A 25,778-nucleotide genomic window follows, 5' to 3' on the forward strand; every position below is an offset into this window, starting at 1 on the left:
GTACCCCCCAGCCGCCCCGCCCCCCCCCCCCCCCGGTGGGGGGGCCGGCGGTTCCCCCACGGCGTGGTGTCGGGCGCGCTGGGGGTACGGTCCACCCCCCCCCGACGGCATTCTCGCGACCCCCGTCGAGACTGTCGCGCGCGCCAAGTCCGGTGGGCGCGCGGGGGGTCCACCCGCCGACATCGCAAGAATTGCCGACATTGTGCGGGAATACGAAGCGGTCGAGGTTATCATCGGCCTGCCACGTACCCTGCGCGGCGAAAACGGCACAGCGGCCGCCATCGCGCGCAAGTTTGCCAAGCAGTTGCGCCGGGTGATCGACCCGATTCCGATACGCCTTTCCGACGAACGTTTGACTACGGTATCTGCTGCACGTGCGCTGCGCGACAGTGGAGTTCGCGCACGTGGCCAGCGGCAGATGATCGACCAGGCGGCAGCCGTGTCGATTCTGCAAGGATGGTTGGACGAGCGGAGTTCGGTGTTGAAGGACGCAGCAGATACGGCGAGGGTCGGAGACGATGCATGACCGACCGATGGACCAGGGCCGAGGAACGCTACCGGGCACGGGAAGCTGATCGGCGCTACCCCCGCCGCGATGATTGGGGCCTGGACGCGCGCGAGGTGCGCGAAGACCAGCCGCGGCAGGCCGGGCCCGCCGGGTGGGACGACGAAGACGGCACAGACGTCATCCCGCGCTACGAGGACGAGATCTACGACGAGCCCGCCCCTGAGCCGGAGCCCGAACCCGAACCGGCGCCCCCGCCGCGCCGGGTCGGGCAGCGCGCGGCGCAGTCCGGCCGCGCGTCAGCGTCCGAACGTGGTCGTGCGGCTGGGTCCGACCGCGGCCGCGCTCGCCCGTCGGGACGCGGCAAACGATCGCGGATCGCCTCACGCAAGGCGGCCGAGCGCAAACGGCGCCGCCGCAATATGTGGGCCGTCGCCGCGGTGTTCGTGGTGCTGTTCGTCTCCGCCGCGGGTTTCGCCGGGTACAAACTGATGGGCAGCCTCACCCCCGCCGAGGATTTCGCGGGCCCGCCCGGTGCCCCCGTGGTGGTTCAGGTGCACTCCGGCGACACCGCGACGCAGATCGCCGATGAGATGCACGGCAAGGGCGTGGTCGCCAGCTCCGAAGCCTTCTACGAAGCAGCCGTGCGCAATTCGGGTATGAACAGCGTCCAGCCCGGTTTCTACGCGGTCGGTGCGAAGAGTCCGGCCGTCGACGCTGTCACCGCGCTGGTGGGCGGGAAGTCCCGGGTCGGCAATGTGATCATCTCCGAGGGCCGGCTGCTGCACGACAAGCACGACGCGACCACCGGTGGTCGATACGACGGCATCTACCGCAAGATCGCCGAGGCCAGCTGCGTCGGCCCCGAGCGCAAATGCGTGACCTACGAACAGCTCGACGCCGCGGGCGCGAGTATGGACCTGACCGCACTCGGCGTGCCCGCATGGGCGACGCAGGCGGTCAAGGACTGCCCCGACCGGACACGGCAGCTGGAAGGCCTCATCGCCGCCGGGACTTGGGATTTCGATCCGAGCGGCACACCGGAACAGATCCTGCGGCAGATGGTGACCGCGAGCGTGCAGGCCTACGAAGGCACCGGCCTGCTCCAGTCGGGTGCCGACACGAAGCTGTCGCCGTACGAGACGCTCGTCGCCGCCTCGCTGGTCGAACGTGAGGCGAAACCGCAGGATATGGGCAAGGTGGCACGGGTGATCGTGAACCGGCTGCGGGTCGGTCAGATGCTGCAGTTCGACTCCACGGTGAACTACGCGCTCGACACCACCGAAGTGGCGACCACCGACGCCGACCGGGCCAGGGAAACTCCCTGGAACACCTATGCGATGGAAGGCCTGCCCAAGACGCCGATCGCCGCTCCGTCCGTGGGCGCGCTGCGCGCCATGGAGAACCCGGAGCCGGGGGCGTGGCTGTACTTCGTCACCGTCGACAAGCAGGGCACGACGAAGTTCACCGACTCCTACTCGGAGCATCTGCGGCTGGTCACGCAGGCCCAGCGCAGCGGCATCCTCGACAGCTCGCGGCCCTACGGTGGCTGAGGTGCGCAAGGCGGCGGTGCTCGGCAAGCCGATCGAGCACTCGCGTTCGCCACAACTGCACCTGGCGGCCTATCGGGCGCTCGGATTGCCCTGGAGCTATGAGCGCATCGAGTGCTCGGCCGAGCAGTTGCCCGGCCTGGTCGACGGGCTCGGGCCGGAATGGGTCGGGCTGTCGGTGACCATGCCGGGCAAGGAAGCGGCGCTGGCGGTGGCGGTCGAGCGCACCGAACGCGCGGTGCTGGTCGGCTCGGCCAACACCCTCGTGCGCACCGATGGCGGGTGGCGGGCGGACTGCACCGATGTCGACGGCGTGCTCGGTGCGTTGCGTGGTGGTGGGGTCTGTTCGCTCGACGAGGCCGTCGTGCTCGGGGCCGGTGGAACGGCAAGGCCCGCCTTGCTGGCGCTGTCGGAACTCGGGGCGAAGACGGTCACCGTGATCGCCCGCGATGCCGGGCGGGCGCGTAGCGCGCTGGAATTGGCCGATCGACTCGGTCTGCGCGCCACCGTCGTGCCGCTCGACGCGGAGCGGGTGCGCGCGGCGTGTGCGTCGGCCGGTGCGGTGGTCAGTACCGTGCCCGCCGAGGCGGCCGCGGCGATCGCCCCGGCGGTAGCCGTGGCACCGGTCGTGCTCGACGCCATCTACAACCCGTGGCCGACCCCGCTGGCAACGGCGGTCGAGGCCGCCGGGCACACGGTGGTCAGCGGGCTGCAGATGCTGCTGAACCAGGCATATGGGCAGGTCGAGCTGTTCACCGGGCAGCCGGCGCCGCGCGCCGCGATGGTGGCCGCGCTGGCGGGACAGTGATCGGCGGTTGCGTCGATGATCGCCCGATCCGCAGAATTGATACCGGTTCTAGTTTTCTCCCGCTAAGGTGTTGCCCATGACCGCTTGGGTGTTACGAGCCACCGTCCTCGCCGCGCTGGTTGTCGCTCTCCGCGTCTTGCTGGGCTTCGCCATGGCCTCCTGGCCCACCTACGGCACTTTCTGGCGTGCGGCCTGCCTGCTCGCGATCATCGCGGTGGCCGTCGTCTGGGGCGTACGGGACGGCCGCACGGGCGCCGACGGCCTGACGGTCCGCTGGCTGGCCGCCGGTTTCGGCGCGGGCCTGGCCAGCTCGGCAGTGTGCTGGGTCCTCGATCAGGTGCCCGGAATCGAACTCGGCGATGTCGGGATCCTCTACGAAATGACCTCGGCGGCGTCGTTCATCCTGCTGCTGGTCTTCCTGCCCTCGATGGCCGGTGTGGCCTTCGGCCATACCCGGTCTCGGCGCTCGAGCGAATCCGCTGCCCCCGCAATGGAACCAGGATTCGCCACCGCGAGCTGAGCGGGCCGTACCAGGACCGGCACTCCCCGGCATGCGCTGAGGAGTGACCGTCCGGCGGTGTGCGAGTCAGAGCATGATCGGCGACGTGCCAGGGGTGGTGTCGCGGGCGATGGCCGAGTAGGCGGCGGCCAGCAGGGACGGGTCGGGGCCTTCGAGGCGGCCGGGCTTGGCCAGCCCGTCCAGGATCACGAAACGCAGGACACCGGAACGGGTCTTCTTGTCGGTTTGCATGGCGTCCAGCAGGTGGGGGAGGGCATCGCCGTCGTAGGTGACGGGCAGGCCGACGCTTTCCAGGATGGTGCGGTGCCGATCGGCCGTGGCGTCGTCGAGCCGCCCGGCGAGGCGGCCGAGTTCGGCGGCGAAGACCAGGCCGACGGACACCGCGGCGCCGTGACGCCAGCGGTAGCGCTCGCGGCGCTCCACCGCATGGCCGAGGGTGTGGCCGTAGTTCAGGATCTCGCGCAGGTTCGATTCCTTGAGGTCGGCGGCGACCACATCGGCTTTGACCTGGATGGCGCGGCGGATCAGCTCGGGCAGCACGTCACCGGTGGGATCGAGGGCGGCCTCGGGGTCGGCTTCGATGAGATCGAGGATCACCGGGTCGGCGATGAAACCGGCCTTGATGATCTCGGCCATACCCGCCACGATCTCGTTGCGCGGCACCGTTTCCAGGGTCGCGAGGTCGACCAGCACGGCGCTGGGTTCGTGGAAGCTGCCGACGAGGTTCTTGCCCGCCTCGGTATTGATGCCGGTCTTGCCGCCGACCGCCGCGTCCACCATCGCCAGCAGCGTGGTCGGCACGTGCACGATGCGCACGCCACGCATCCAGGTGGCGGCCACGAAGCCGGCCAGGTCGGTGGCGGCGCCACCGCCCAGGCTCACGATGGCGTCGTTGCGGGTCAGCCCGATCCGGCCGAGCACCTCCCAGCAGAACCCGGCCACGGCCAGTTCCTTGCCGTCCTCGGCGTCGGGGATCTCGATGCGATGCGCGTCGATCCCGGTGTCGGCCAGTGCTTTACGCACCGCTTCGGCGGTTTCGGCGAGCGGCGGCTGATGGAAGATCGCCACGGTCCGCACGGCATTGCCCGCGTTGACCGCCTCGACGAGATCGCCGAGCAGCCCGCGGCCGATGATCACCGGGTACGGGTCGGCGGTGCGAACCTCAATGATGGACGGCTCTGTCACGTGCGCTGCTCCGATTCTTTCTGGTCATTGTTATTACGTCGCCCGCTACGCCGCCGCGGCTGTCCGCGTCGCCTGCGTTCGTTGGTACTCGTTGCGCGTTCCGCGTCACCGGGTGGCCCGGCCCGCTGAACCTGTTGCGAGGCCCCGGTCCGGGGCTCCTTCGGGTCCGACGTCGCCGAGCCCGAGGGTTGCGCAGGCTCGCCACCACGGTTGCCCACCCGCCCCGGTGCGCCGGCTTCGCGGCTGGCTGCCCGCCTGCCTCGGCCGACGCTGCGACTGCTCGCCGGGGCGCCCGAGACCGTATTGCGCCCGCCTACCCGGCTACCAGCGGCATGGCGGCTGCCCGCCCGACCCCCGGCGGCGTCGCGGGTGCCCGACTGGTTCTCGGCGTTGCCCGCACGGCCTTCCTGGTTCGTGGACCCGGCACCCGACGAGCTGTCCGTATCGCGGGCGGTAGCAGTGGTCGCCGACCGGATGCGTGCGCCTCCCCGGCGTGACCTGGTACGCCGGGACCGCCGACTGCCTGCCGTGCGCGACTCGCTCTGCGCCGCACCGGTGGTGCGAGCGGTACCGGTGGTTTCCTCGACCGTGGCCCCGTCGGCCGCGGATTGTGTTGCCGCCGAACGGTTCCGGTCTTCGACGCTGGCGCGACGCTCGGTCGCCACCACGCCCGTCTGTTCGGTGTTGCCTCGGCGCGCGGCGGCGGCGCGTGCTCTGGCCCGTCGCCGGTTCTTGGACCGGTTGCTCCCGGTGCCGGGCCTGCTGGTGACCGAACCCGAAGCCGCGGTGACATTTCCGGTGTTCGAGCGGGTGGCGTCGAGGTCGGTGCGCACCGATTCCAGGCCGAGCTTGGCCAAGATCATCCGCACCACCCGACCCGGACTTCGTCCGTCGGTGCGCACGCGCACGGTAGCGATCTCGCGGTAGAGCGGGCGACGCTCGCGCATCAGATCCCGGTACTTGGCGGCGGGGTCGACACCGTTGAGCAGCGGGCGCGTATTGCTCGCGCCGGTGCGCCGAACCCCTTCGGACACACTGATTTCCAGGTAGACGACCGTCGCGTCACGCAGCAGATCCCTGGTCCGCTCGGACAGCACCGATCCGCCGCCGAGGGAGACCACACCGTCGTGGGAGAGCACGGCGCGGCGCACCACCTCTTCTTCGATCCGGCGGAACTCCACCTCACCGTCGGTGGCGAAGATATCGGGAATGGTGCGCCCGGTATCGGCCTCGATCCCCGCGTCGGTGTCGTAGAGCGCCACCCCGAGTTCCCTGGCCAGCTTGCGCCCGATCGTCGACTTCCCCGAGCCGGGCAGCCCGACCAGCACCACCCGTGCCAGCGGTGCGATCCGGTCGTCGGTGCCGGTGTCAGGAGCACCGGGCTCGACGGTCGCCGGTGAGGGGTCCGCGTCGCTCTCCGGCGCGGTCCCCTCCTGCCCCTGCGCGGTCACGGGATACGGCTGTCCGCGGGCACGTGTGGGCGGCTGCCGATCCGCTTGACGTAACTGGTGATGTTGTCGACGGTCTCGGCGATCGAGTCACCGCCGAACTTCTCCAGCGCGGCCTGCGCCAGCACCAGTGCCACCATCGATTCCGCGACGACGGCCGCCGCGGGGACCGCGCACACGTCGGAGCGCTGGTGGATGGCGACGGCCTCTTCGCCGCTGGACATGTCGACCGTGGCCAGCGCGCGCGGCACGGTGGAGATCGGCTTCATCGCGGCACGCACCCGCAGTGCTTCGCCGTTGGTCATGCCACCTTCGAGGCCACCGGCGCGGTTGGTCGAGCGCAGCACACCGTCGGGGCCGGGACGCATCTCGTCGTGGGCCAGGCTGCCGCGTCGGCGCGCGGTCTCGAACCCGTCGCCTACCTCGACACCCTTGATCGCCTGGATACCCATGAGGGCGGCGGCCAGGCGCGAATCGAGGCGCTGCTCGCCGCTGACGAACGAGCCGAGCCCGACGGGCAGCCCGTCCACGATCACCTCGACGACACCGCCGAGGGTGTCACCGTCCTTCTTCGCCGCTTCGATCTCGGCGATCATGGCCGCCTCGGCGTCGGCGTCGAACGCGCGCACGGGGCTGGCATCGATCGCGTCGAGATCGGCCGGACCCGGCGTGACACCGGTGGTGTTGGCCGCGGTACCGATCGACACCACATGCGAGATGACCTCGACGCCGAAGGCCTGACGCAGGAAGTTGCGCGCGAAGGTTCCGGCGGCGACGCGGGCCGCGGTCTCACGGGCGCTGGCCCGCTCGAGCACCGGGCGGGCGTCGTCGAAGCCGTACTTGAGCATGCCGGAGTAATCGGCGTGCCCGGGGCGCGGGCGGGTCAGCGGCGCGTTGCGCGCCATTCCCGCGAGCTCGGTCTCGTCGATCGGATCGGCCGACATCACTTCGGTCCACTTGGGCCACTCGGAGTTGGCGATCTCGATCGCGATCGGACCACCCATGGTGCGGCCGTGGCGCACGCCGCCGACCAGGGTGACCTTGTCGGCCTCGAACTTCATCCGGGCGCCGCGCCCGTAACCGAGCCGGCGGCGGGCGAGCTGTGCGGAGACATCGTCCGATGTCACCTCGACTCCGGCGACCATCCCTTCCAGGAGGGCGACGAGAGCGGGACCATGGGATTCTCCGGCAGTTATCCAGCGCAACACGCCGACCATCTTCCCATGTCGACACGTGTAGCCGGGAATGCGGGCCGACGTGACGAGCGGCACGTGGCCCCCGCGCCGGGCCGCGCGGTGGCGACCGCCGCCCTGATCCGGCCGAACCGGCCTGCTCCGGGCGGCCGACAAAACCCCGTCACCGGGATCGTCTCGGCGCGTCGCACCGCCGGTCATGCCAACGCCATCGCGGTCACCGTGGCCAGGCACATGGCCGGACCATGCGGAACCAACCGTCGAGACGGTGCGGCACGCACCTGGCGTGAACCACGTCCGAGCACCAGCCGCAGTCGATCACCGCCGAGCATCAGCACCGCGACCGCGGCGGTGAGCAGCGGTGCGGCCACCGCGGCCCACACCCAGGCAGGTGGCCCGGCGATCGCCGCGGCGGCCCCGAGCGCCACCGCGAGCTTCACATCACCGGCCCCGAGTGCGGCGGGGGAGAGCAGATGGGCGACCAGGTACGGCATCGTCAACAGCGCGGCACCGATCACCGCGGTCGCCAATTCCCCTGTCGACAGGGCGAACACGAACACCGCGACGGCACCGGCGCCGGTCAGCGCGTTGGGAAGACGACGGGCATGAATATCGATGACGCCGAGCAGCAGGCACCAGGCGATGAGGCAACAGAACGCGGCAGTGGTCATGGGTTCGATCGTGCTGCGCCGCGACGGCCGAAAGTGGGCTGTACCCGAGAATGTGGACAACTTCCGCGTATGTGAACAAAGCCGTATCCAATTGCCTACCGACACGAAATCCGGAGCATCGCGTGCCGACGTGTCGCCCGTTGAGCGGTAGCGTTGACCCATGTGTGCTGACTACACGGCTCCCGATTACGCGGCCCGGCGCGGTGCCCTGCGGAGCCTGCTGGTGGAAAACGGTGTCGACGCGTTGCTGGTGACCGATTTGGTCAACATCCGCTACCTGACCGGCTTCACCGGATCCAATGCCGTTGTGCTGGTGCATTCGTGGGATATGCGCGGCGCCGAGGACCGCACCATCATCGGCACCGACGGCCGGTACTCCGCCCAGGTGGCCGAACAGGTCCCCGACTTGCAGGCCGAGATCTGCCGGGCCACCGCGCGCCGCATACTCGAGCTGACCGGGGAATGGCAGCTGGGCCGCGTCGGCTTCGAAAGCCATGTGGTGACCGTCGATCAGCACTCCGCGTTCCGGGAACTGCGCACCGGACTGCAGCTCGTCCCCACCTCGGGCCTGGTCGAACAGTTGCGCATGGTCAAAGACCCCTACGAGGTCGACCAGTTGAGCGCGGCCTGCGCGGCCGCCGACGCGGGCCTTGCCACCCTGCTCGAGCGCGGCCTGCTGCGTCCGGGCCGCACCGAACGACAGGTTGCCCGCGACCTCGAATGGGCGATGTTCGAACACGGTGCCGAGGCGATCTCCTTCGAGACGATCGTCGCGGCGGGAGCCAATTCGGCGATCCCGCATCATCGCCCGACCGGCGCCGTCCTGGCCACCGGCGACTTCGTGAAGTTCGATTTCGGCGCGGTGGTCAACGGCTACCACTCCGATATGACCCGCACGCTGATGCTGGGTACCCCCGCCGACTGGCAGCGGGAGATCTACGAACTGGTCGCCCGGTCGCAACGCGCGGGAACCGAGGCGCTCAAACCGGGCGCGCAGACCAGCGAGGTCGACGCGGCGGCCCGGATGATCATCGAAGCGGCGGGGTACGGCCCGCAGTTCGTGCACGGTCTCGGTCACGGCGTCGGGCTGCAGATCCATGAAGCACCCGGAGTGGCGAAAACGAGTACCGGTACACTTCTCGCTGGTGTGGCGGTGACCGTCGAACCTGGTGTATACCTTCCCGGCCGCGGCGGGGTCCGGATCGAGGACACGCTCGTAGTACGCGAAGCGGGCCCGGAACTGCTCACCCGCACCAGCAAGGACTTGATCGTCGTCGACTGACGTCGGCGCGCAGAACGCAGTAACCCCCAGTACGCAGTAATACGAACGAGGAGATCCGAGGACAGTGGCGGACACCAGCGACTTCAAGAACGGCCTTGTGCTGAAGATCGACGGTCAGCTCCAGCAGATCATCGAATTCCAGCACGTGAAGCCGGGCAAAGGCCCCGCGTTCGTGCGGACCAAGCTGAAGAACGTCGTGTCCGGCAAGGTCGTCGACAAGACCTTCAACGCGGGTGTCAAGGTCGAGACCGCGACCGTCGACCGTCGCGACATGACCTACCTGTACCACGACGGTACCGACTACATCTTCATGGACGGTGACACCTACGACCAGATCTCCATCCCGGAGGCCACCATCGGTGACGGTGCCCGCTTCCTGCTGGAGAACATGGGCGTGCAGGTCGCCGTGCACGAGGACGCGCCGCTGTTCGTGGAGCTCCCCGTCACCATCGAGCTGGTTGTGCAGCACACCGACATCGGTCTGCAGGGCGACCGTTCCACCGGTGGCACCAAGCCCGCCACCCTGGAAACCGGCGCCGAGGTGGCCGTCCCGCTGTTCATCAACACCGGTGACAAGCTGAAAATCGACTCGCGCGACGGCAGCTACCTCGGCCGCGTCAACGGCTGATCGTGACCGACTCCCCGGCAGACAAGAAGGGCTCGTTCAAGAAGCTCGGCGCGCGTCACAAGGCGCGCCGCCGGGCCGTGGACCTGCTGTTCGAGGCGGAGGCGCGCGATGTCGACGTCTCCGTGCTGCTCTCGGATCGCGCTGAGCTCGCGACCCGCGACCAGAGCGTGGCCCCCGTGCACGCCTACACCACCACCCTCGTCGAGGGCGTCGCCGACGACCTCGACCGGGTCGACGGCACCATCGAGGGCTACCTCCAGGACTGGACCCTGCAGCGGCTGCCCGCCGTCGACCGGGCCATCCTGCGGATCGCGGTGTGGGAACTGTTCCACGCCACCGACGTCCCCCCGGTCGTCGCGGTCGACGAGGCCGTCGAGCTGGCCAAGGAACTGTCCACCGATGACTCCCCGTCGTTCGTGAACGGCGTGCTCGGCCAGGTCGTGCAGGTGGCACCGCAGGTTCGCGCCGCCGCGGCAGCCACGGCCGCCACGAAGGCCGCGCGCGGCGAGGCGGAGTCCTGACCGTGGCGCGCAAGTACCTCGTGATGGCCATGCGCACCCCGAAGTTCGACGCCTCGGTGATCGAACCGCACCGCACCTTCCTGCAGGAGCTGCTCGTGCAAGGCCGACTCCAGGAAAGCGGCGGCTTCACCGACGGCACCGGTGGTGCCTACGTTGTGCTGGCCGAAAGCCATGCTGCCGCAACAGCGCTGGTGCACACCGATCCGCTGCACATCACCGGCGCGTCGGACCTGACGATCCACGAATGGGAAATCACCGTCTCGGCGTGAATCCCGTTGTCACAGCCGCACGTTCATTGCGAACGTGCGGCTGTTGTGTCTGTGGGGCTCGCCTGGTCGGCTAGATCTTGTGCAGGCAGAACGAGACCGCCGGCGAGGTGTGGGTCACCGCTTTCGTCTCGCGAAACTGCTTGCTTGCTGCGTTGCAGACGTTCGGGTCAGTGACTTCGACACGAGTATTGACCTCGAATGCCCCTGCGCCACAGGGAATTTTGCGCATGCGGTGGAGATGGAGGTTGACGTTGCCCGGATCGTTGACACACTCACCGACTTTCGCGTTGAGGTGAGTGCACAGGTGCTTCATCGGGCTGCTGGTGTACTTCCGGTGACTCCGGGAGAAATCCATGTCACCCGTCGCGCATTTCTGCGTACTCCACGCGCTGGTGATGATCAGCACCGCGTCGGAGTCGGTACATGCCCGTCGATGGAAGTCCCAGCCACCTCGTGTCGGATCGGTGTAGTACCCGCAATCGCCGGTCCGCTCCGTATCCGATGGCGGCGAGATCAGACTCCAGGCCACCAAGCCGACGGCGCTGATCGGCACGATCGCCGCCAGCGCGAGGAGAACCCACTTACGTTTGCCGCCGAACAAGCGCGCATGGCGCGCCTGTTGCTCCCGATAGCCCGGCCGTTTACGACGACCGCGGGGCGGTCGCCACTGATCGTTCGGCCCCGGCGGCGGTTGCCCGGTCTGGTGCCCCTGCGGGACGTTCGGCTGTTCCACCCCGCCAGCTTGCCACTGCCGCAATCGAACTCGCACATCACGGCGGTGGAGCGCGGATGTGATCCCGACGGCCTCCGCCGATGGGTGTACGAGGAAACCGGCGGAGGCGCGACCGGCGCTGGGTAGGCGCGGTGTCGGGTGTGCGCTGGGCACGAGGTGATCTTGCTACCTCGAGTGCGCTCGAGGTCAAGTGGTTCAGCGGGGAGAGTGGACCAACGGGGCGAGGAAGCCGGTGAGCTGGGCTGTCGAAGGTTGGCCGAGGCGGCGGCCGAGGTAGTCGGGGGCGTCGGCGGCGGCTCGGCAACGATCCTGATCGGTATTCGACGGGTCGGCGGAATATCGTTCGCCGAGCATGGTCGCCTTGGCGACCTCGCGTCCGGTGTGGAGTTCGTAGACGGCGACCTCGTAGGTCGCGCGGAAGAGGTTGACGGTGCGCCCAATCGGTGCGCCGGAGGAAGGACCGTACTGGCAGGTCTGGACGAGCTCGCGCAGTTCCAGCTGCTTCATGCAGGCGATGAGCTGCACGGTCGACGGGTCGTCCGGGTTCCACGCGGTCGGATCGTCCGGATGGACCATGGTCGTGAGTTCACCGGACAGATAGATCGGCCGTGCGCCGTCGCGCTGATAGGGTGCGGCATTCGGGAACGGTTTCTTGTCCTCGCCACACATCCGGTCGAAGTCCGACATCTCGAATCGGCTCGCCTGCACCGCCGTGATCGCGAAGAACCCGGCCCCGAACAGCGCGATGAACAGCACCAACGCGACACCGGGCCCCACGCGCAGGCCCCGCCTCGGTGCGCTGCGCTCCCGAACGGGGCGATTGTGCCACTGTTCGATCAGCGACGGACCGTTCCCCCGACGCCACGACCGCCACCTCTCCGACAGCGTCGGTTGCCGCGGAGTCCGGTCACTTTCAACCCAATCGGACCAGTGCTCCGGGTTCTTCTGGGGCGCTTCCGGTTCCGCCGAATGGTACGAGGGCGCGACGGCGGTGGTGCCGCTCGCTGTCGAGGGGGTACTCCACGATCCGGTCCGGCCGGTCGACCTTGCGGTACCGACGGCGGCAGCGGCACCCAGTGCGGCAGCGGTGCCGACCGCTGCGCCCACCGCGGGACCCGAGCCGACCTTCGGACCTGCGTCGGCGCCGACCGGGGTGCCCGTGGCGGCAATCTCGTCGTCCGGTGTGGGTTCGTGCCGGTGCTCCGAACTCTCACTCGCAGTGTGTTCGGTGCCATCGACCACCGGATCAACGGTCGCGCCTGATTCGGTTCGAGCGACGGACTTACTCAGCGAGACAACACTTTCGCTGTGCGAGGTCGTGTCCTCTCCGGCCGTCTCGCGCTCAGGGTGCTCGTCAGGTGACAGATCTTCCTCGGTAACTTCGGCAGCGGGAGCCTCGTTCGTCGCAGGTTCAGCGGATTCGGGCGTCGGCTGTTCGACCGCTGGGGCAGATGCCGCCACCTCGTTCGACTCCTCGGCCTGCGTGTCGGTGAATTCTTCGCTCGGAGACGGGGATTGCGCCGCTTCTTCGGAACGGGTCGGTGTCGCTGACTCCTCGGGGTGAGCCGACGTAGGGGCTCGATGGGCGAGCCTGTCGATCGCGGCGAGAAAAGCGGGCGTTGCCGCTGGGGTGACCCGCGTCGAACTGACCGGCGCCGCAGCCGAATTCGCTGCGGTGGCGGACTCTTCTGTCTCCGAAGGAGAGTCGAGCTCCACGGCGGTCGGCGCAGCGGGCCGGGACGTGGTCGCCGGGTCGAGAACGGCCGGAAAACCCTGTGCCATCAGCGCATCGGGGGCGGGCAGCAGATGGCCCAGGTTCAGCGCGGCGAACACCCGGGTGACGTCATCGACACTGAGCCGGACAGTGCGCCCGCTCTCCGCCTGGAAGTAGTCGTGCAGTGCGCCGACGTCATCACGATCGATCAGCACCGCACGGTACCCGTCGGCGATTCTGCTTTCCTCGATGGTGATCTCGGCACCGGGCTGGGAGACCAGCGCGATCACCGCGTTCACCCAGCCGAAGATCCCGGACTGCTGCAGCAAGCTCTTGGCGGCGAACACCTGCCGGCGCACCTGGACGAACGGGTTCGGTACCCGGACGGCGTGATAGAGCGCGGCCGGTTCGCCGTCGATGGTCCACGGCCCGTTCGGCGGGGTGGCGAGGGTGCCTTCCTGGCGGGCGGTGAACCCCTTCACCTCCACGATGGTCACGCTCTGCGGTGTGCACACCAGCGCGTCGACCTCGACCGACCCGCCCCGGCTCTCCGGCACATGGCAGCGGAACACGGCGACGCCGCCCGCCTGAAACGCCTGGTCACGGAGGGCAGCGCCGACGATCTGCTCGGCGCCTTCGAGTTCGCTCTCGTCCGCGACAACGACGATCACCACGACCCCCTGTGCACCTGACTGCGGACTTCTACCAGGATACGGCCTCCACCAGCCGTATCGAAACCGAATCCTGTTGCTGAGCAACGTCTTCGGCAATGTCGATTACCGATCTCACCACGGCGGCCCCGGGCTCGGACCCCGCGCGGGCGCCTCGCCGACCGGCCGGACCCACTCCACCGGCGGCTTCGTGACCTGACCTGCCACCAAGACCAGTCCGGTCGGCCGATCCACCGCGAGAAATCCGAAGGGCCGGTCGATGTTCACCGACGTGATCGTCGACCATGTCTTCTGCGGCATGCCGCCCGGGCATATCGCCACGGCCGTCACTGCGGCCGCTTCGAAGCCTGCGGCGTCGAAGCGCGCCATGACATTCTGGCCCGCGGCGTCCAGTGCGAGCGGATCATCGGCGAGTCCGGCGAAATGGGAACCGGGATTGTTCATCGCGGTGTGCAGCCCGAACAGTGCCGCATGGCGGGTGAGGTCGTGTTCGTTCTCGACTTCGAACGGCGGCAGCTTCAGCACGACGGAATCGCCGCCGCCGTAGGTCTCCTGTCGGCTCACCGACAGGCAGGGCGCTGTTGTGCCGACCGGCAGTTCTGTTCGCACATCAACGGCCCCGTCCAGCGCCGCGAGGCCGACGGCGACACCGTGGCGCGGATCCGCTCCGATCAGCAGATGCACATCGAGTTCGCCTTTGCCCGTGACGATCACGCGGGTGACGTCGTCGCCGAGTACCGACACACTGCCGTCGGGATGGTTCGTCCGGTACAGGCCTGGTCCCCGATGTCCCTGCCACGGACCGGTTTCCGGTGTGTAGAGGATCTCGTCGAACGGACTCACCCAGCGAGTGCGTGCCAGCAGGGCGGTGGCCAGCGCGAGGACGGTATCCGGGGTGATCGGCACCGGAAACTTCTTGATCAACCCCCGGGTCTGCTCCTGTGCCCACGCATCGAGTGCCGCCGGATCGCCCAGCTCACCGACCGTCCCCGCGGGCATACTGCGAACCCATTCCTCGCGCAAGGTCAGCTCCGGCCGAACCCATGCCCCGATCGCCGTCGACACCTCCCGCGAAGTATCCAGCGATTTCAGCATATCCAGCCCGGCCGCATGCGCCTGCTCGGCTGGAATCCCCACCACCGCAGCGAGTTCGTCCCGCGACCGCCCGGACGCCGCCCCGGCCAGCACTGCCAGCAACGGCCACAGCCCCGCCCCCGACACCACCGCGTCCTCGCCCCCGAACGTCGCGCACCACCGCCCCGTCAACGCATTCGACGCCCGCGCATGCGGCGAAAGTGAACTCCCCATCCCCGGATCCTACGACCAGCCACCGACAATCCGCCACGTCAGCGAAATCCGTAAGTATTGCTCAACGCGGCAAAACGGCTCACCGGACGCCGCGTGGGCGGAACTGGATGCTGATGCGGGGTCCGACGGGGCGTGCGGTCTTGGGAACCGCGTGCTCCCAGGTGCGTTGACACGCCCCACCCATCACCAGCAGATCCCCGTGCCCCACCGTGAACCGCACGCTGGCACCCCCACCGCGCGGGCGCAGCAGCAGCGAACGCGGCGCCCCGACCGACACGATCGCGACCATCGTGTCGTGGGTGGCGCCGCGGCCGATCGTGTCCCCGTGCCAGGCGACGCTGTCGCGGCCGTCGCGATAGAAACACAGCCCGGCCGTCCGGAACGGTTCACCGAGCTCGGCCGCGTAATGCGCGGTCAGCGCCGCGCGCGCTTCGACCAGAATGTGATCCGGCAGCGGATCGTTCTCCCCGAAGAACGACACCAGCCGCGGCACGTCGACCACCCGGTCGTACATCGGCCTGCGTTCGGCATGCCAGGGAACGCGCTCGGCCAGCCGGTCGAACAGCTGACTCGCGCCGCTCAGCCAGCCGGGCAGCGCATCGACCCAGCTGGTCGCGTCGAGTGGGGTGCGCCGGATCGCCTCGATCGAACCCAGGGCAATCGCATCACCGTCGAACAGTGAACCTTGCAGGGGCAGCGACATGAGCGCCAGTCTACAACGTGTTCGAATGTATGTTCGATAAGCGGTGCGATCTTGCGTCGGATCAGTCCTGCCAGCCGCTCGCATCGAGAATCATGTCCCAGGAGTAGGGCACCAACTCCGGATGACGCAGCCGGAGGATCTCGCCCGGCAGTGAGCCAGGTGGTGCCTTGCGCGGGTCGGCGACCGCCTGGCGTTCGATGGCGTCGGTGAGGGCGCGCGTGCCGCCGAGGCGCGGATAGGTGGCGTGGACCAGGTCCGCGAAGCCGGGGGGTAGGTCGCCGGGGCCGCCGGCCACGTCGAGACCGATGCCGGTGACCGCGATCCAGATGGCGGCGGGTCGCCGTCGGCGGTACACGGGTGAGTCGCTGAGACCGGTCGTGTGTGCGGCGATGGCGTCCCAGATGATGTCCACGCGCTCATCGTGGACACCCTGCGCTTCGAGGAACTCGGCCGCGAAATCCGCGCCGTCCACCTCGAATCGCTGTGTGCCGTTGGCACGTTCGGACAGGCCGATATCGTGCAGCGCGCAGATGAGGAACATGAGCTCCTCGTCGTAGTCCGTGCCGGGCCGCAAGCCCTTGGCGGCGGCGTGGGCGCGCCCGAACAGGAACCCGCGAATGCTGTGATGACACACCGGCATTTCGAGGGCGTCGGCGATCAGCCGGTGGGTTTCGTTCGCGAGTGGCGTGGACGGTAGTGCCAGCGAGTCGATGCCGGATGTTGTCTGCGACATGGGGTTTGCTCCTTCGGTGTGCCCGGTTGCGTGACGTCCACCAACCTTCAGGATGGTTGAAGCATAACCCAAGTTTCAATTAGGCTGAAGGTTGGTGGGAATCGAGCACACAGAAGCGCCTTCTTAGTGTGTCGCGGCCGCCGGATTCGTCACGGACGCAACAGAACGGTGCCGAACGCGACCCGGTCTTCCAGCATTCGGTGCGCGTCCGCGGCGCCGGCGAGGGGGAGAACCGAGTGGACCACAGGTGTCAGCAGGCCCTGCGCCGAAGCCGTCAGAGCCGCCGATCGCTGCCGCGCGACTTCGCCGAGCCAGGCGGTGCCCGCGCAGCCGGTGAGCGTGAGCCCACGCAGGATCAGATCGGTGACGCCCAGCTGCGCGGGTGCGCCGTCGAGCCAGCCGTAGCTGAGAATCCGGCCGCGCAGTGGCGTGATCGAGTCGAGCAGCGGTGTCAGTGAATCGCCCCCGATGGAATCGAACACGACATCGACCGTGCCGCCTGCGAGCAGGTCGGCGAGCTGGTTCGCCCAGTCGGGCGCGGTGTGGTCGAGCACCTCGTGCGCACCGTTGGCGCGAGCGAGGCAGGCTTTCTGTGCCCCGCCCGCGGTGCCGATGACGCGCACGCCCGCGGCGGCGCACAGCTGGGTGAGGCAGCCGCCGACACCGGTGGCTGCCGCTTCGATCAGGACGGTCGCGCCCGCGGCGACGGCCGCGGTCTGCATCAGCGCCAGTGCCACCGACCCCGGCATCAGGATCGCGGCGGCGTGCTCGGTGGTCAGCCCGTCCGGGATCACCGTCACCGAATCGGCTTCGGCGACAACGAGTTCGGCGTAGGAACCGAAGCCGTTGGTCGACGCGACCACCCGTGCGCCGAGCAATCCCCGATCAACGCCCGCGCCGATGTCGACAACAGTGCCCGCTGCCTGGAACCCGAAGACCTCGGGCAGCGGCGCGGGGAAGGGGAACGCACCTGCCCGGACCTTGGTCTCCGGGTACAGCACCGGCACAACCTCCGCTCGGACGGCGACCTGCCCGTCGCCCGGACGAGGTTCGCCGACCTCCCGTGCCACCAGGACCTCGGGTACGCCCGTCTCTGTCATTACGATTGCCTGCATCAGAACTCCATAAGTTGACTGTCGGTCCAGATATCTCGAACGATATGGACCGTCGGTCAACTTGTCAACGGATCGGCGGGTGCCGAGAAAGCGGGTGCGATGACCGACCGACGTCCCACCGAACGCGCCGATGCCGCGCGCAACCGTCGAGCGATCCTCGACGCCACCGCCGCGCTGCTGGCCGAACACGGCGCGGCCGGGGTGACGATGGATCGGGTGGCGGCAGCGGCAGGCGTCGGGAAGGGCACCATCTTCCACCGGTTCGGCAGCCGCGCGGGCCTGCTCTACGAGCTCGTCGCCGAGGGTGCGGCCGGGCTGATGTCGGCGGTCTCGAGCGGCCCACCGCCCCTGGGGCCGGGCGCACCGGCGACCGACCGGCTACTCGCCTTCTTCGACGCCATGACGAGCCTGGTCACCGACGACGTGGAACTGATCGCGGCCTACCAGGCGATGCCGCCACATCCCCGCAGCGCCGAATTCCACACCTTCTGGGCACAGCACATCAGCACCCTCTTACGCGAGGCCCGCCCCGACATCGACGCCGACACCGTTGGCGCGCTGTTGCTTTCGACGGTCGGCGGGGAACTCGCTCAGCAACTGGCCAGGGCGGGGGAGGTCGACCGTTTACGCTCGGGCATAGCGGAATTGGTCCGTTCGGTGCTGCGCGCTCCCTGAGCCGCAGCGTCACCGGATTCCGCCGCGGCGCACGATCGACGGCGGCTACGCTTCGACAGATGGTTCCGCTGTCGAATGCCGCGGCCTTCGCCGTTGCCTCCCTGATCATCATCGTGATTCCAGGTCCGAACGTGCTGTTCGCGATCGGTCGAGCACTGACGCTGGGGCGCCGGTCCGCTGTGCTGTCGGTCGCGGGTGCCGTCGCTGGATCGTTCGTACCCTTGGTCGCGGTGTCGGTGGGCTTGGGTGCGATTTTGATGGCCTCGGCGACGTTGTTCCTGCTCGTGAAGATCGTCGGAGCCGGGTATCTGATCTATCTGGGCATCGCGACGATCCGGCAGCGGAAGGAGCTGGCGGCGGCCTTGCAATCGAAAGCCCCGAGTATCGGTGGAAGTCGGGTGCTCAGGCAGGGATTCATCGTCGGCGCGACCAACCCCAAGACGATCGTGTTCTTCGGCGCGGTCCTTCCGCAGTTCGCGGTTCCGGCCGAAGGTGGGCTGCCCGCGCAGTTGCTGATCCTCGGCGCGATCTTCCTGACGATCCAAGCGCTGTCGGATGGTTGCTGGGCGCTGCTCGCGGCGACGGCGCGTTCGTGGTTCGTGCGTTCTCCGCGTCGACTGGAAACTGTCGGCAGCACCGGCGGGCTGATGATCATCGGAGTCGGGGCGGGGATGGCGCTGTCCGGGACCGGCTGACGCGGCCGACACACTCGTTGCCCCTTCTAACTTATAGCTCACCCGGGGGCTTGCGGCAAGGCCCCGGTGGTGCTGCACAATCGCTGGGCAATGCAGGGACCAGCCACATTCGGGAGTGACAACAACATGCAAGAGATGACCACCGACGTGATCGTTGTCGGCGCCGGGCCCGCCGGATTGATGCTCGCGGGGGAGCTGGGTCGGACCGGGGTGCGGCCGTTGGTGCTCGAACGCCGGGAACAGCCCGGTACCGCGCAGAAGGCCAGCGGTCTCGGTGGGCGGATTCTGGATGTATTGCGCTTCCGTGGACTGCTCGACCGGATGACGGCGGTCAGCGGTGACCCGAGTCCGAAGCCGATCTTCCCTTTCGGCGGTGTGTACCTCGACTTCACCGGTCTCGACGAAACTCCGATGCACGCCATGGCGATTCCGCAGGCGCGGGTCGAGGAACTCCTCGCCGAGGACGCCGTCGACCTCGGCGCCGAGATCCGGCGCGGACACGAGGTGGTCGCGGTGACCCAGGACGACGACGTGGTGATCGCGCAGGTGAACGGGCCGGACGGGCCGTACCGGGTGCGCGCCCGCTACCTGGTCGGCTGCGACGGTGGCCGCAGCCGGATCCGCGAACTGGCGGGAATCGAATTCCCCGGCAGCACCTATCCGGAGGTCAACCGGTTGGCGGTGGTCGCAGTGCACGAGTCGGTGACCGTGCTCGCAGACGGCGGGATCGAGGTACCCGGCCTCGGCCGGATCGATCCGGGATTCACCCGCACCGACAACGGGGTGTTCGCGCTCGGACGGGTCAGCACCGAGGACCGGGTGATGTTCTTCCAGACCACCGAGAACGACGAAGCCGAATACGACAACGACGAACCGCTGACCATGGCCGAACTCGGCGACAGCGTGCGGCGCGTGCTCGGCGCGGAGGTTCCGCTGGGCGCGCCGACCCGCTTGTCGCGCTACCAGTTCCAGGACCGGCAGGCGGAGAACTACCGGGTGGGCAGGGTTTTCCTGGCCGGTGACGCGGCCCACCTGCTGCCCGCCACCGGTGCCGCGATGAACCTCGGCATGACCGATTCGGTGAACCTGGCCTGGAAGCTGGCCGCCGACATCGGCGGTTGGGCGCCGGCGGACCTGCTCGACACCTATCACTCCGAACGTCACTTCGCCGGTGGCCGCGCATTGCTGCAGACCCGCGCCCAGGCGGCACTGCGCCAGGGCCAGGATCCCGCCGCCGAGGCATTGCGCGCGGTGTTCCAGGAACTCCTCTCCGACGAACCCGCGCTGCGCCGCATGGGAGCCCTCGTGGCGGGCACCGATCTGCGCTACCCGGAACCCGGAAACCGTTCGCTCACCGGCACTTTCGCCCCCGATCTGATCCTGCACACCGATCAGGGCACCACCACCGTCGCCGAACTCATGCACGCCGCGCGACCGGTCTTCCTCGACCTGGCCGATCGTGCCGACCTGCGCGAGATCGTCGGGGAGTGGGCGCCGCGCGTCGAGGTCCACTCAGCCAAGACTGTCGATCGCTCGGCCGATGCTCTCCTGATCCGCCCCGATGGTCACATCGCCTGGGCGGCGACGATCGACGAGTCATCGGACCACGCCGCAGCCGATATGCGTGCGGCGCTGACCAAGTGGTTCGGCGTCCAGTAATCGCGCCGACGCGGGAAGTCCTCGGCGCGTTGAAATCCGTGCCCTTCTGTGGATTACTCCTGGGATGAATTCGATCTCGACAACCGAACGGCCGGCGACGCGCTCGCTACCCGGCTGGTCGGTGCCGATGGTGTTCATCGTCGCGGCGACCTCGCAATATGTGGGCGCGGCACTCGGCGTATTCCTGTTCGACACCACCGAACCGGCCACCGTCGCCTGGCTGCGCGCCGCCGCGGCGGGGGTGGCGTTGCTGGCGTGGCGGCGTCCGTGGCGAACCCGCTGGACGCGGCGGGGCATCGCGACGGCGGCGGGCTTCGGAATCGTCACCGTGTCGATGAACATCGTGTTCTACGAGGCGATCGCGCGCATCCCGCTCGGGACCGCCGTCGCGATCGAATTCCTCGGTCCGGTCGCCGTCGCGACGCTGGGCTCGCGACGGGCGCGCGACCTGCTCGCTGTGGCGCTGGTGGCGGTCGGGGTGGTGTTGCTGGCCGGTGTGCAACTCGACGTCGAGCCGGTCGGGGTGGGTTTCGCGCTCGCCTCGGCCGTTCTGTGGGCGGCCTACATCCTGGTCGGCAAACGCGTCGCAGACACCGGTGACGGCCAGGATTCCCTGGCTGTCGGCATGGCGGCCGCGGCAGTGTTGCTGGCGCCGTTCGTGCTGATTCCGCAGCTGGCGATCGACGCCGCCGTGTTCGCCGACCCCCGGACCTGGCTGCTCGGTCTCGGCGTCGGCGTGCTGTCGAGCGCGGTGCCGTATGCGCTGGACCAGGTGGTGCTGACCGCGGTGGGCCGTGCTCGATTCGCTTTGCTGCTCGCGTTACTCCCGGCGACCGCGACCGTCGTCGGCGCGATCGCTCTCGCGCAACGGCCCACCGCGCTGGAACTCGCGGGCATCGCACTGGTCATGCTGGCGTTGACGATCAGTGCTCTGCCCACCCGTCAGGCTGCGCCGGAACCGCCCGCGCCGCTGTGACGGTTCGACTCGATCATGCGCGGGATACCAGGTCCGGCGACGGTGTTCCGGCAGGTGGAGCGGCGCTGCGGATTCCGCGCAGGAGCATGACCGCGGCAACCACCACGATCGGTCCCGGGGTCGGCTCGACGATGACGGCACACATCACGCCCCAGCCGAGCACCATCCAGGCCAGGAAGAGCGGCGGAACGATCCCGTTCCGTTCCATCCAGACAACGAGCAGCCCGACAATGAACAGTGGCCAGCCGAACCCGGCGGGGTTGGCCCAGAAGGCGTTGGCCGCACCGGTGTCCTCCCACCAATGGCCCCACAGGTCCAACGACAGCCAGTCATCGAAATAGGACCAGCTGGCCAGCATGCCGAGCGTGAGATGCCCGATGCCGATGATCGCGATGACCCGCCCTGCCCACTTGATCGTCCGATTCACACTCGGCCGTTCCATAGCTGACTCCCAACCTCTATACGGAACCGTACAAATCCGAGCGTATCGGCACATATACGGGTGCGTATAGAGGGTGGGATATGGCATGTGGCACACGAGGAACGCTGACCTCGGCGGCGAATCGGCGAGGTCAGTTGCCCTGGGCCAGGTAGTTGTAGATTTCGTGGATTTCGATGGTGGGCTGGTTGGGCATGCCCACTTCCATGCCGATGGGGCCGAGGGTGGTTTCGGCGAAGCTCTGGAACTGCTCGGGGGATTCCCAGACATCGGTGACGTGGAACCCGTTGTCGGTCTTTCTGACCAGATGGAACAGCAGGCCCGGGCCGCCCGAGCCGCCGTGCACGAAGCCCATCTTCGCCAGGGCCTGGTCGTACTGTTCGAGGGTCGAGCCGGGGAAGTCGAGTTCGACGGCAACCGTCATGGCGGTCATCTCCTTGCGCGGTCGAGCGGGAGTGGAGTGACTGGGGCCCGGCCCAGCGAACGGCGGGTCGCGATCGAACACCGTGACCCGGCGCTCCGATCGGATCACGATCGCTCTGGGCGGCGGTACGAACTCACCGTCGCGATGTGGTGCGCGTCACAGTCTAGTCCGTGGGTCATCGGCCGACAAGCGACCTCACAGGTCGTCCGAACGGCAGCCTGTTGTCGCCCAGACCATTCCGATACCGGAGTCGGCGGGTGCCGTGCGCGGGCGTGTGGCAGTGCTGACCAGGTCGTATCCGAGCCGCTTCGGCACCGCCGCACTGCGGACATTGGCCGCGTCGCAATGGATTTCGACGCGACCGATATGGGGGAGGGCCAGCGCGGTGGTGGTCAGTGCGTGGGCGGCGCGGGTGATGATTCCCCGGCCGGTGTGGGCGACGTGGCACCAGTAACCGATCTCCATGGCGCCGGGGTCGATCCGGTCGTGGAGTCCGATGCCGCCCGCCACCTCGCCTCTCGCGGTGAAGATCCCGTACAGATAGCCGCCGTCGGGCGTCGGCCAGTGCGCGGCCGAGGTCTGCAGCGATCGGCGTTGTCCGGCGAGCGTCGGTGGCTGCTCCGCCCACGACATCCACGGGCGCAGGTGGGCGTGTGAAGCGGTCAGCGCGGCGAACCGGCGCGTCAGGTCGCCGGTTCGCCAGCGGCGCAGCACGAGATCGCCCAGCTCGATCCGCTCCGGCGGTGTCGAGCCGGAATGGGCGCTGGTGCCGATGGTCATGACCGATGATGGCCGACCACGCCTCCACCCGGCAACGTGTTTCCGGGTGCCCGACGGTGACCGGTCAGTGGATCCGGGCGAGGATATCGATCGCGATATCCGTTGCGGCGGTGTGCATCTGGTCGTCGGTCAGCTCGAGATCGCCCATCATCGACAGGCTCCAGCTGATCGCGAGCAGGGCTTGCCGGGCGTGATAGACGTCGAGCGGAGTGGCGCCAGGGCCGGTCATGAGATCGGCGAGGACACGGAATTGGTAGCGCAGGCCCGCACCGAAACCGAGGTCGCGGAACGCGGGCTGGTTCTCGTGCCAGAACCGCACCATGTCACGGCCGAGGCTGTGGAGTAGCGCGCTGTAGCGGCGCAGGATCTGCTCGGCGCGCTCGGACCCCGGCGGAGCCTGTTCGGCCCAGGTGACGATGTCGTCGATGCCGCGGCGCAGATCGTCGGACAGGCTGACGACGATGTCTTCCTTCGTCCGGAAGTGGTAGTACAGCGCGGCTTTGGTGACACCGAGCCGCTCGGCGATCTCGCGCAGCGACGTCTTCTCGTAGCCGCGCTCGGAGAACAGTTCCATCGCCACTGTGCGAATACGTTCCCTGGTGTCGCTACGACGTCCGTCCACGGGGCTTTCCTTTGCTTGACGACCGGCTAGGGCGAGCCTACCGTTCGGACCATGACCGAGATCACTAGCCGGTCGGCAAGTTAGTTCTTCAGGAGGAGTAGATGACACAGGTGAATGTGCCCACCGCAGGGGTGGCACTGACAGCGATCGGGGTCGCGCTGATCCGTGAGCAGGAGTCGCGCAGGCCCGATCGGCTCTACGACGACCCACTCGCCACGGCATTCGTCGACGCCGCGCGCCGCGATTTCGCGAGTACCGAGGGCGGCACAGCGCGGTGGCGACGAGTCGAGGCGCTAGCCGAACAGTTCTTCGCGGGCCGATCCGTCGGCGTTCGGTTGGTCGACGATCAGGTGGCCGAGGCTGTCGCCGCCGGATGCCGCCAGATCGTCCTGCTCGGCGCGGGTCTCGATACCCGCGCCTACCGGCTCGGTCTGCCGGCCGACGTCACCGTCTACGAACTCGACCTGCCCGAGCTGTTCGCTTTCAAAGAACCGGTGCTGCGCGCCGCGGACGCCACACCGACGGCGCGGCGGCACGTCCTGCCGATCGACCTGCGAACAGACTGGGCTGTCCCGTTGCGCGAGCACGGATTTCGCCCCGGCCGACCGACACACTGGATCGACGAGGGCGCGCTGGCGTACCTCCCGCCCGAAGATCACCTCGGCACGGTGGCGACACTGACGGCGCTGTCCGCGCCCGGGAGCCGATTCGGCCTCAGCCGGTTCGCGGTCGATCCCGACGCCGCGCCCTACGCCGAACTCCGCCGACTCGTCGGCGGTGACGATGATGCGCAGACCCCACCGCTGGATGCGGGGCGGCCGGGGGAGCAGTGGCTCGTCGAGCACGGCTGGCGCACCCGGTTCCGCGCGTGGGACGACATGGTCGTTCCGCTCGGCCGAGACGTGGCGGTGAACGACCCGGCGGTCGGTGTCGTGCTCGCCGAGCGGGTGTGATCGAAGGCGAACCATTCGCGCCGGGCGGCGGCAGTTATCAAGGCCGTGCCGACGACGTGAAGGCGATCACGGACCGGTTCGCGCCGGCCGTCACAGCGGCGGTGTGTGGCAGTGAAACATGCGCGCTCACTGGACTTTCGGCGCGCATGTGATCGCCGACACGGCAGCGGTCGTCCATCGGCGGTCCGTGGTCGCGCTCACAGGTGGGCCTACCTGGTCAAAGGCACTCGGTGGCGCTGATAGGCTGACGGGCGAGTTAGGCATCCTTTAACGGACCGTCCGGTGAGGCGGGGAAGGAGGTCGGCATGGCTGTGCCCGAACGGGCGGCCAAAACCGGCGCGGGCGAAACATCGCAGCGGCACACCCCGGAGTGGGTGGCAGCCGGCCGCGAGTTGTTGTCGCCATCGGACGTAACCAGGACCGTAGCGCGTATCGCGCATCAGATCATCGAGAAGACCGCTTTGGATTCCGGCGACGCCGACGCACCGCGGGTGGTTCTCATGGGAATCCCCACCCGCGGTACCACTCTGGCGAACCGGCTGGCGGACAAGATCGAGGAATTCTCCGGTGTGCGTCCCGCGCTCGGCTCCCTCGACATCACGCTGTATCGCGACGACCTGCGCAGCCGCCCGCACCGCCCGCTCGAGCGCACCTCGGTCCCCGACGGCGGCATCGAGAACTCCCTGGTCGTCCTCGTCGACGACGTGCTGTTCTCGGGCCGCACAGTCCGCTCGGCCCTCGACGGCCTGCGCGACCTCGGCCGCCCCCGCGCCGTGCAGCTGGCTGTCCTCATCGACCGCGGGCACCGTGAACTGCCGATCCGCGCCGACTACGTGGGCAAGAACGTGCCCACCTCGCGCGCCGAGGACATCTCGGTGCTCATGGTCGAGCACGACGGTCGTGACGGCGTGTATCTGCATCAGGAAGGACAGGAGCAGTGAGGGAGCGTAGCGACCGAACCATGGACAGAGCCACCCAGTGGTTCACGCCGGAGCCGA

The 25,778-nt window shown here is 68.5% G+C and carries 26 protein-coding genes and 2 pseudogenes; 14 read left to right on the forward strand and 14 right to left on the reverse strand.

Annotation, left to right across the window (positions count from 1 at the left end; genetic code table 11):
- From ruvX to ACFWPX_RS23625, 4 genes and pseudogenes are all read left to right on the forward strand, one after another.
- A pseudogene (gene ruvX / locus ACFWPX_RS23610) lies at window positions 1–526 on the forward strand (Holliday junction resolvase RuvX); the annotation flags it as partial.
- Entirely contained in the window at window positions 523–2,058 is a 1,536-nt protein-coding gene (gene mltG / locus ACFWPX_RS23615) for an endolytic transglycosylase MltG (protein WP_378913034.1), read from the forward strand. The pseudogene ruvX and the gene mltG, both read left to right, overlap by 4 nt.
- Entirely contained in the window at window positions 2,051–2,863 is an 813-nt protein-coding gene (locus tag ACFWPX_RS23620; RefSeq protein WP_378929112.1) for a shikimate dehydrogenase, read from the forward strand. The genes mltG and ACFWPX_RS23620 overlap by 8 nt, the downstream gene beginning before the upstream one ends.
- Window positions 2,864–2,939: 76 nt before the next feature.
- Window positions 2,940–3,383, forward strand: coding sequence for a B-4DMT family transporter (locus ACFWPX_RS23625; RefSeq protein ID WP_378929113.1), 444 nt, complete (start codon window positions 2,940–2,942; stop codon window positions 3,381–3,383).
- 66 nt (window positions 3,384–3,449) lie between these two features.
- Here the strand turns inward: ACFWPX_RS23625 and aroB are convergent, their stop codons facing one another.
- The 4 genes and pseudogenes from aroB to ACFWPX_RS23645 form a co-directional block, all read right to left on the reverse strand.
- Window positions 3,450–4,568 carry a 3-dehydroquinate synthase gene (gene aroB / locus ACFWPX_RS23630; protein ID WP_378913031.1) on the reverse strand — a complete coding sequence of 373 codons (1,119 nt, stop codon included), beginning with the start codon at window positions 4,566–4,568 and terminating at the stop codon, window positions 3,450–3,452.
- An 845-nt stretch (window positions 4,569–5,413) separates the two neighbouring features.
- Window positions 5,414–5,917, reverse strand: a pseudogene (locus tag ACFWPX_RS23635) (shikimate kinase); the annotation flags it as partial.
- A gap of 98 nt (window positions 5,918–6,015) precedes the next feature.
- Complete coding sequence (aroC, locus tag ACFWPX_RS23640) at window positions 6,016–7,224, reverse strand: chorismate synthase (protein WP_378929114.1); 1,209 nt, start codon at window positions 7,222–7,224, stop codon at window positions 6,016–6,018.
- Window positions 7,225–7,406: 182 nt separating this feature from the next.
- Window positions 7,407–7,880 (reverse strand): prepilin peptidase, encoded by a 474-nt coding sequence (locus tag ACFWPX_RS23645; RefSeq protein WP_378929115.1) that lies wholly within the window; start codon window positions 7,878–7,880, stop codon window positions 7,407–7,409.
- Window positions 7,881–8,040: 160 nt separating this feature from the next.
- Here ACFWPX_RS23645 and ACFWPX_RS23650 point away from each other — a divergent pair, with 160 nt between their 5' ends.
- The 4 genes from ACFWPX_RS23650 (at window position 8,041) to ACFWPX_RS23665 (ending at window position 10,580) form a co-directional block, all read left to right on the forward strand.
- On the forward strand, window positions 8,041–9,162 hold the full coding sequence (locus tag ACFWPX_RS23650; RefSeq protein ID WP_378929116.1) for a M24 family metallopeptidase: 1,122 nt from the start codon (window positions 8,041–8,043) through the stop codon (window positions 9,160–9,162).
- A 64-nt stretch (window positions 9,163–9,226) separates the two neighbouring features.
- On the forward strand, window positions 9,227–9,790 hold the full coding sequence (gene efp / locus ACFWPX_RS23655) for an elongation factor P (RefSeq protein ID WP_067452307.1): 564 nt from the start codon (window positions 9,227–9,229) through the stop codon (window positions 9,788–9,790).
- A gap of 2 nt (window positions 9,791–9,792) precedes the next feature.
- Entirely contained in the window at window positions 9,793–10,311 is a 519-nt protein-coding gene (gene nusB / locus ACFWPX_RS23660; protein ID WP_378913028.1) for a transcription antitermination factor NusB, read from the forward strand.
- Between the two features lie 2 nt (window positions 10,312–10,313).
- Complete coding sequence (locus ACFWPX_RS23665; RefSeq protein ID WP_378913027.1) at window positions 10,314–10,580, forward strand: YciI family protein; 267 nt, start codon at window positions 10,314–10,316, stop codon at window positions 10,578–10,580.
- A gap of 70 nt (window positions 10,581–10,650) precedes the next feature.
- Here the strand turns inward: ACFWPX_RS23665 and ACFWPX_RS23670 are convergent, their stop codons facing one another.
- From ACFWPX_RS23670 to ACFWPX_RS23695, 6 genes are all read right to left on the reverse strand, one after another.
- Window positions 10,651–11,313, reverse strand: a complete 663-nt coding sequence (locus ACFWPX_RS23670) for a hypothetical protein (protein WP_378913026.1) — start codon at window positions 11,311–11,313, stop codon at window positions 10,651–10,653.
- 195 nt (window positions 11,314–11,508) lie between these two features.
- Complete coding sequence (locus ACFWPX_RS23675) at window positions 11,509–13,701, reverse strand: NERD domain-containing protein (protein ID WP_378929117.1); 2,193 nt, start codon at window positions 13,699–13,701, stop codon at window positions 11,509–11,511.
- A 111-nt stretch (window positions 13,702–13,812) separates the two neighbouring features.
- Window positions 13,813–15,006 carry a serpin family protein gene (locus ACFWPX_RS23680; protein ID WP_378929118.1) on the reverse strand — a complete coding sequence of 398 codons (1,194 nt, stop codon included), beginning with the start codon at window positions 15,004–15,006 and terminating at the stop codon, window positions 13,813–13,815.
- A 79-nt stretch (window positions 15,007–15,085) separates the two neighbouring features.
- A complete protein-coding gene (locus tag ACFWPX_RS23685; protein ID WP_378913023.1) occupies window positions 15,086–15,709 on the reverse strand; it encodes an alpha-ketoglutarate-dependent dioxygenase AlkB in 624 nt (207 codons plus the stop codon).
- Between the two features lie 61 nt (window positions 15,710–15,770).
- Window positions 15,771–16,442 (reverse strand): HD domain-containing protein, encoded by a 672-nt coding sequence (locus tag ACFWPX_RS23690; protein ID WP_378913022.1) that lies wholly within the window; start codon window positions 16,440–16,442, stop codon window positions 15,771–15,773.
- Between the two features lie 149 nt (window positions 16,443–16,591).
- Window positions 16,592–17,557, reverse strand: coding sequence for a zinc-binding alcohol dehydrogenase family protein (locus tag ACFWPX_RS23695; protein ID WP_378929119.1), 966 nt, complete (start codon window positions 17,555–17,557; stop codon window positions 16,592–16,594).
- Window positions 17,558–17,656: 99 nt separating this feature from the next.
- Here ACFWPX_RS23695 and ACFWPX_RS23700 point away from each other — a divergent pair, with 99 nt between their 5' ends.
- The 4 genes from ACFWPX_RS23700 to ACFWPX_RS23715 all read left to right on the forward strand — a co-directional run bounded on the left by ACFWPX_RS23700 (window position 17,657) and on the right by ACFWPX_RS23715 (window position 21,562).
- Window positions 17,657–18,232: a TetR/AcrR family transcriptional regulator gene (locus ACFWPX_RS23700; RefSeq protein ID WP_378929121.1), complete on the forward strand. Its 576-nt coding sequence runs from the start codon at window positions 17,657–17,659 to the stop codon at window positions 18,230–18,232.
- Between the two features lie 59 nt (window positions 18,233–18,291).
- The gene (locus ACFWPX_RS23705; RefSeq protein ID WP_378929122.1) at window positions 18,292–18,927 is read left to right on the forward strand and encodes a LysE family translocator; all 636 of its coding nucleotides are present in this window, start codon (window positions 18,292–18,294) and stop codon (window positions 18,925–18,927) included.
- Between the two features lie 135 nt (window positions 18,928–19,062).
- Window positions 19,063–20,586 carry an FAD-dependent monooxygenase gene (locus ACFWPX_RS23710; RefSeq protein ID WP_378929123.1) on the forward strand — a complete coding sequence of 508 codons (1,524 nt, stop codon included), beginning with the start codon at window positions 19,063–19,065 and terminating at the stop codon, window positions 20,584–20,586.
- 64 nt (window positions 20,587–20,650) lie between these two features.
- A complete protein-coding gene (locus ACFWPX_RS23715; RefSeq protein ID WP_378929124.1) occupies window positions 20,651–21,562 on the forward strand; it encodes a DMT family transporter in 912 nt (303 codons plus the stop codon).
- A 13-nt stretch (window positions 21,563–21,575) separates the two neighbouring features.
- Here the strand turns inward: ACFWPX_RS23715 and ACFWPX_RS23720 are convergent, their stop codons facing one another.
- From ACFWPX_RS23720 to ACFWPX_RS23735, 4 genes are all read right to left on the reverse strand, one after another.
- The gene (locus ACFWPX_RS23720; RefSeq protein ID WP_378929125.1) at window positions 21,576–22,004 is read right to left on the reverse strand and encodes a DUF6463 family protein; all 429 of its coding nucleotides are present in this window, start codon (window positions 22,002–22,004) and stop codon (window positions 21,576–21,578) included.
- Window positions 22,005–22,134: 130 nt separating this feature from the next.
- The gene (locus tag ACFWPX_RS23725) at window positions 22,135–22,425 is read right to left on the reverse strand and encodes a hypothetical protein (RefSeq protein WP_378929126.1); all 291 of its coding nucleotides are present in this window, start codon (window positions 22,423–22,425) and stop codon (window positions 22,135–22,137) included.
- Between the two features lie 195 nt (window positions 22,426–22,620).
- Complete coding sequence (locus tag ACFWPX_RS23730) at window positions 22,621–23,205, reverse strand: GNAT family N-acetyltransferase (RefSeq protein WP_378929127.1); 585 nt, start codon at window positions 23,203–23,205, stop codon at window positions 22,621–22,623.
- A 64-nt stretch (window positions 23,206–23,269) separates the two neighbouring features.
- A complete protein-coding gene (locus ACFWPX_RS23735; protein WP_378913013.1) occupies window positions 23,270–23,827 on the reverse strand; it encodes a TetR/AcrR family transcriptional regulator in 558 nt (185 codons plus the stop codon).
- Window positions 23,828–23,928: 101 nt separating this feature from the next.
- Here ACFWPX_RS23735 and ACFWPX_RS23740 point away from each other — a divergent pair, with 101 nt between their 5' ends.
- Together ACFWPX_RS23740 and pyrR are read left to right on the forward strand one after the other, a co-directional pair.
- Window positions 23,929–24,780, forward strand: a complete 852-nt coding sequence (locus ACFWPX_RS23740; RefSeq protein WP_378913012.1) for an SAM-dependent methyltransferase — start codon at window positions 23,929–23,931, stop codon at window positions 24,778–24,780.
- Between the two features lie 305 nt (window positions 24,781–25,085).
- Window positions 25,086–25,721, forward strand: coding sequence for a bifunctional pyr operon transcriptional regulator/uracil phosphoribosyltransferase PyrR (gene pyrR, locus ACFWPX_RS23745; RefSeq protein ID WP_378627016.1), 636 nt, complete (start codon window positions 25,086–25,088; stop codon window positions 25,719–25,721).
- Window positions 25,722–25,778: the final 57 nt, after the last annotated feature.

Source organism: Nocardia sp. NPDC058518 (assembly GCF_042719655.1).
Classification (GTDB): Bacteria; Actinomycetota; Actinomycetes; order Mycobacteriales; family Mycobacteriaceae; genus Nocardia.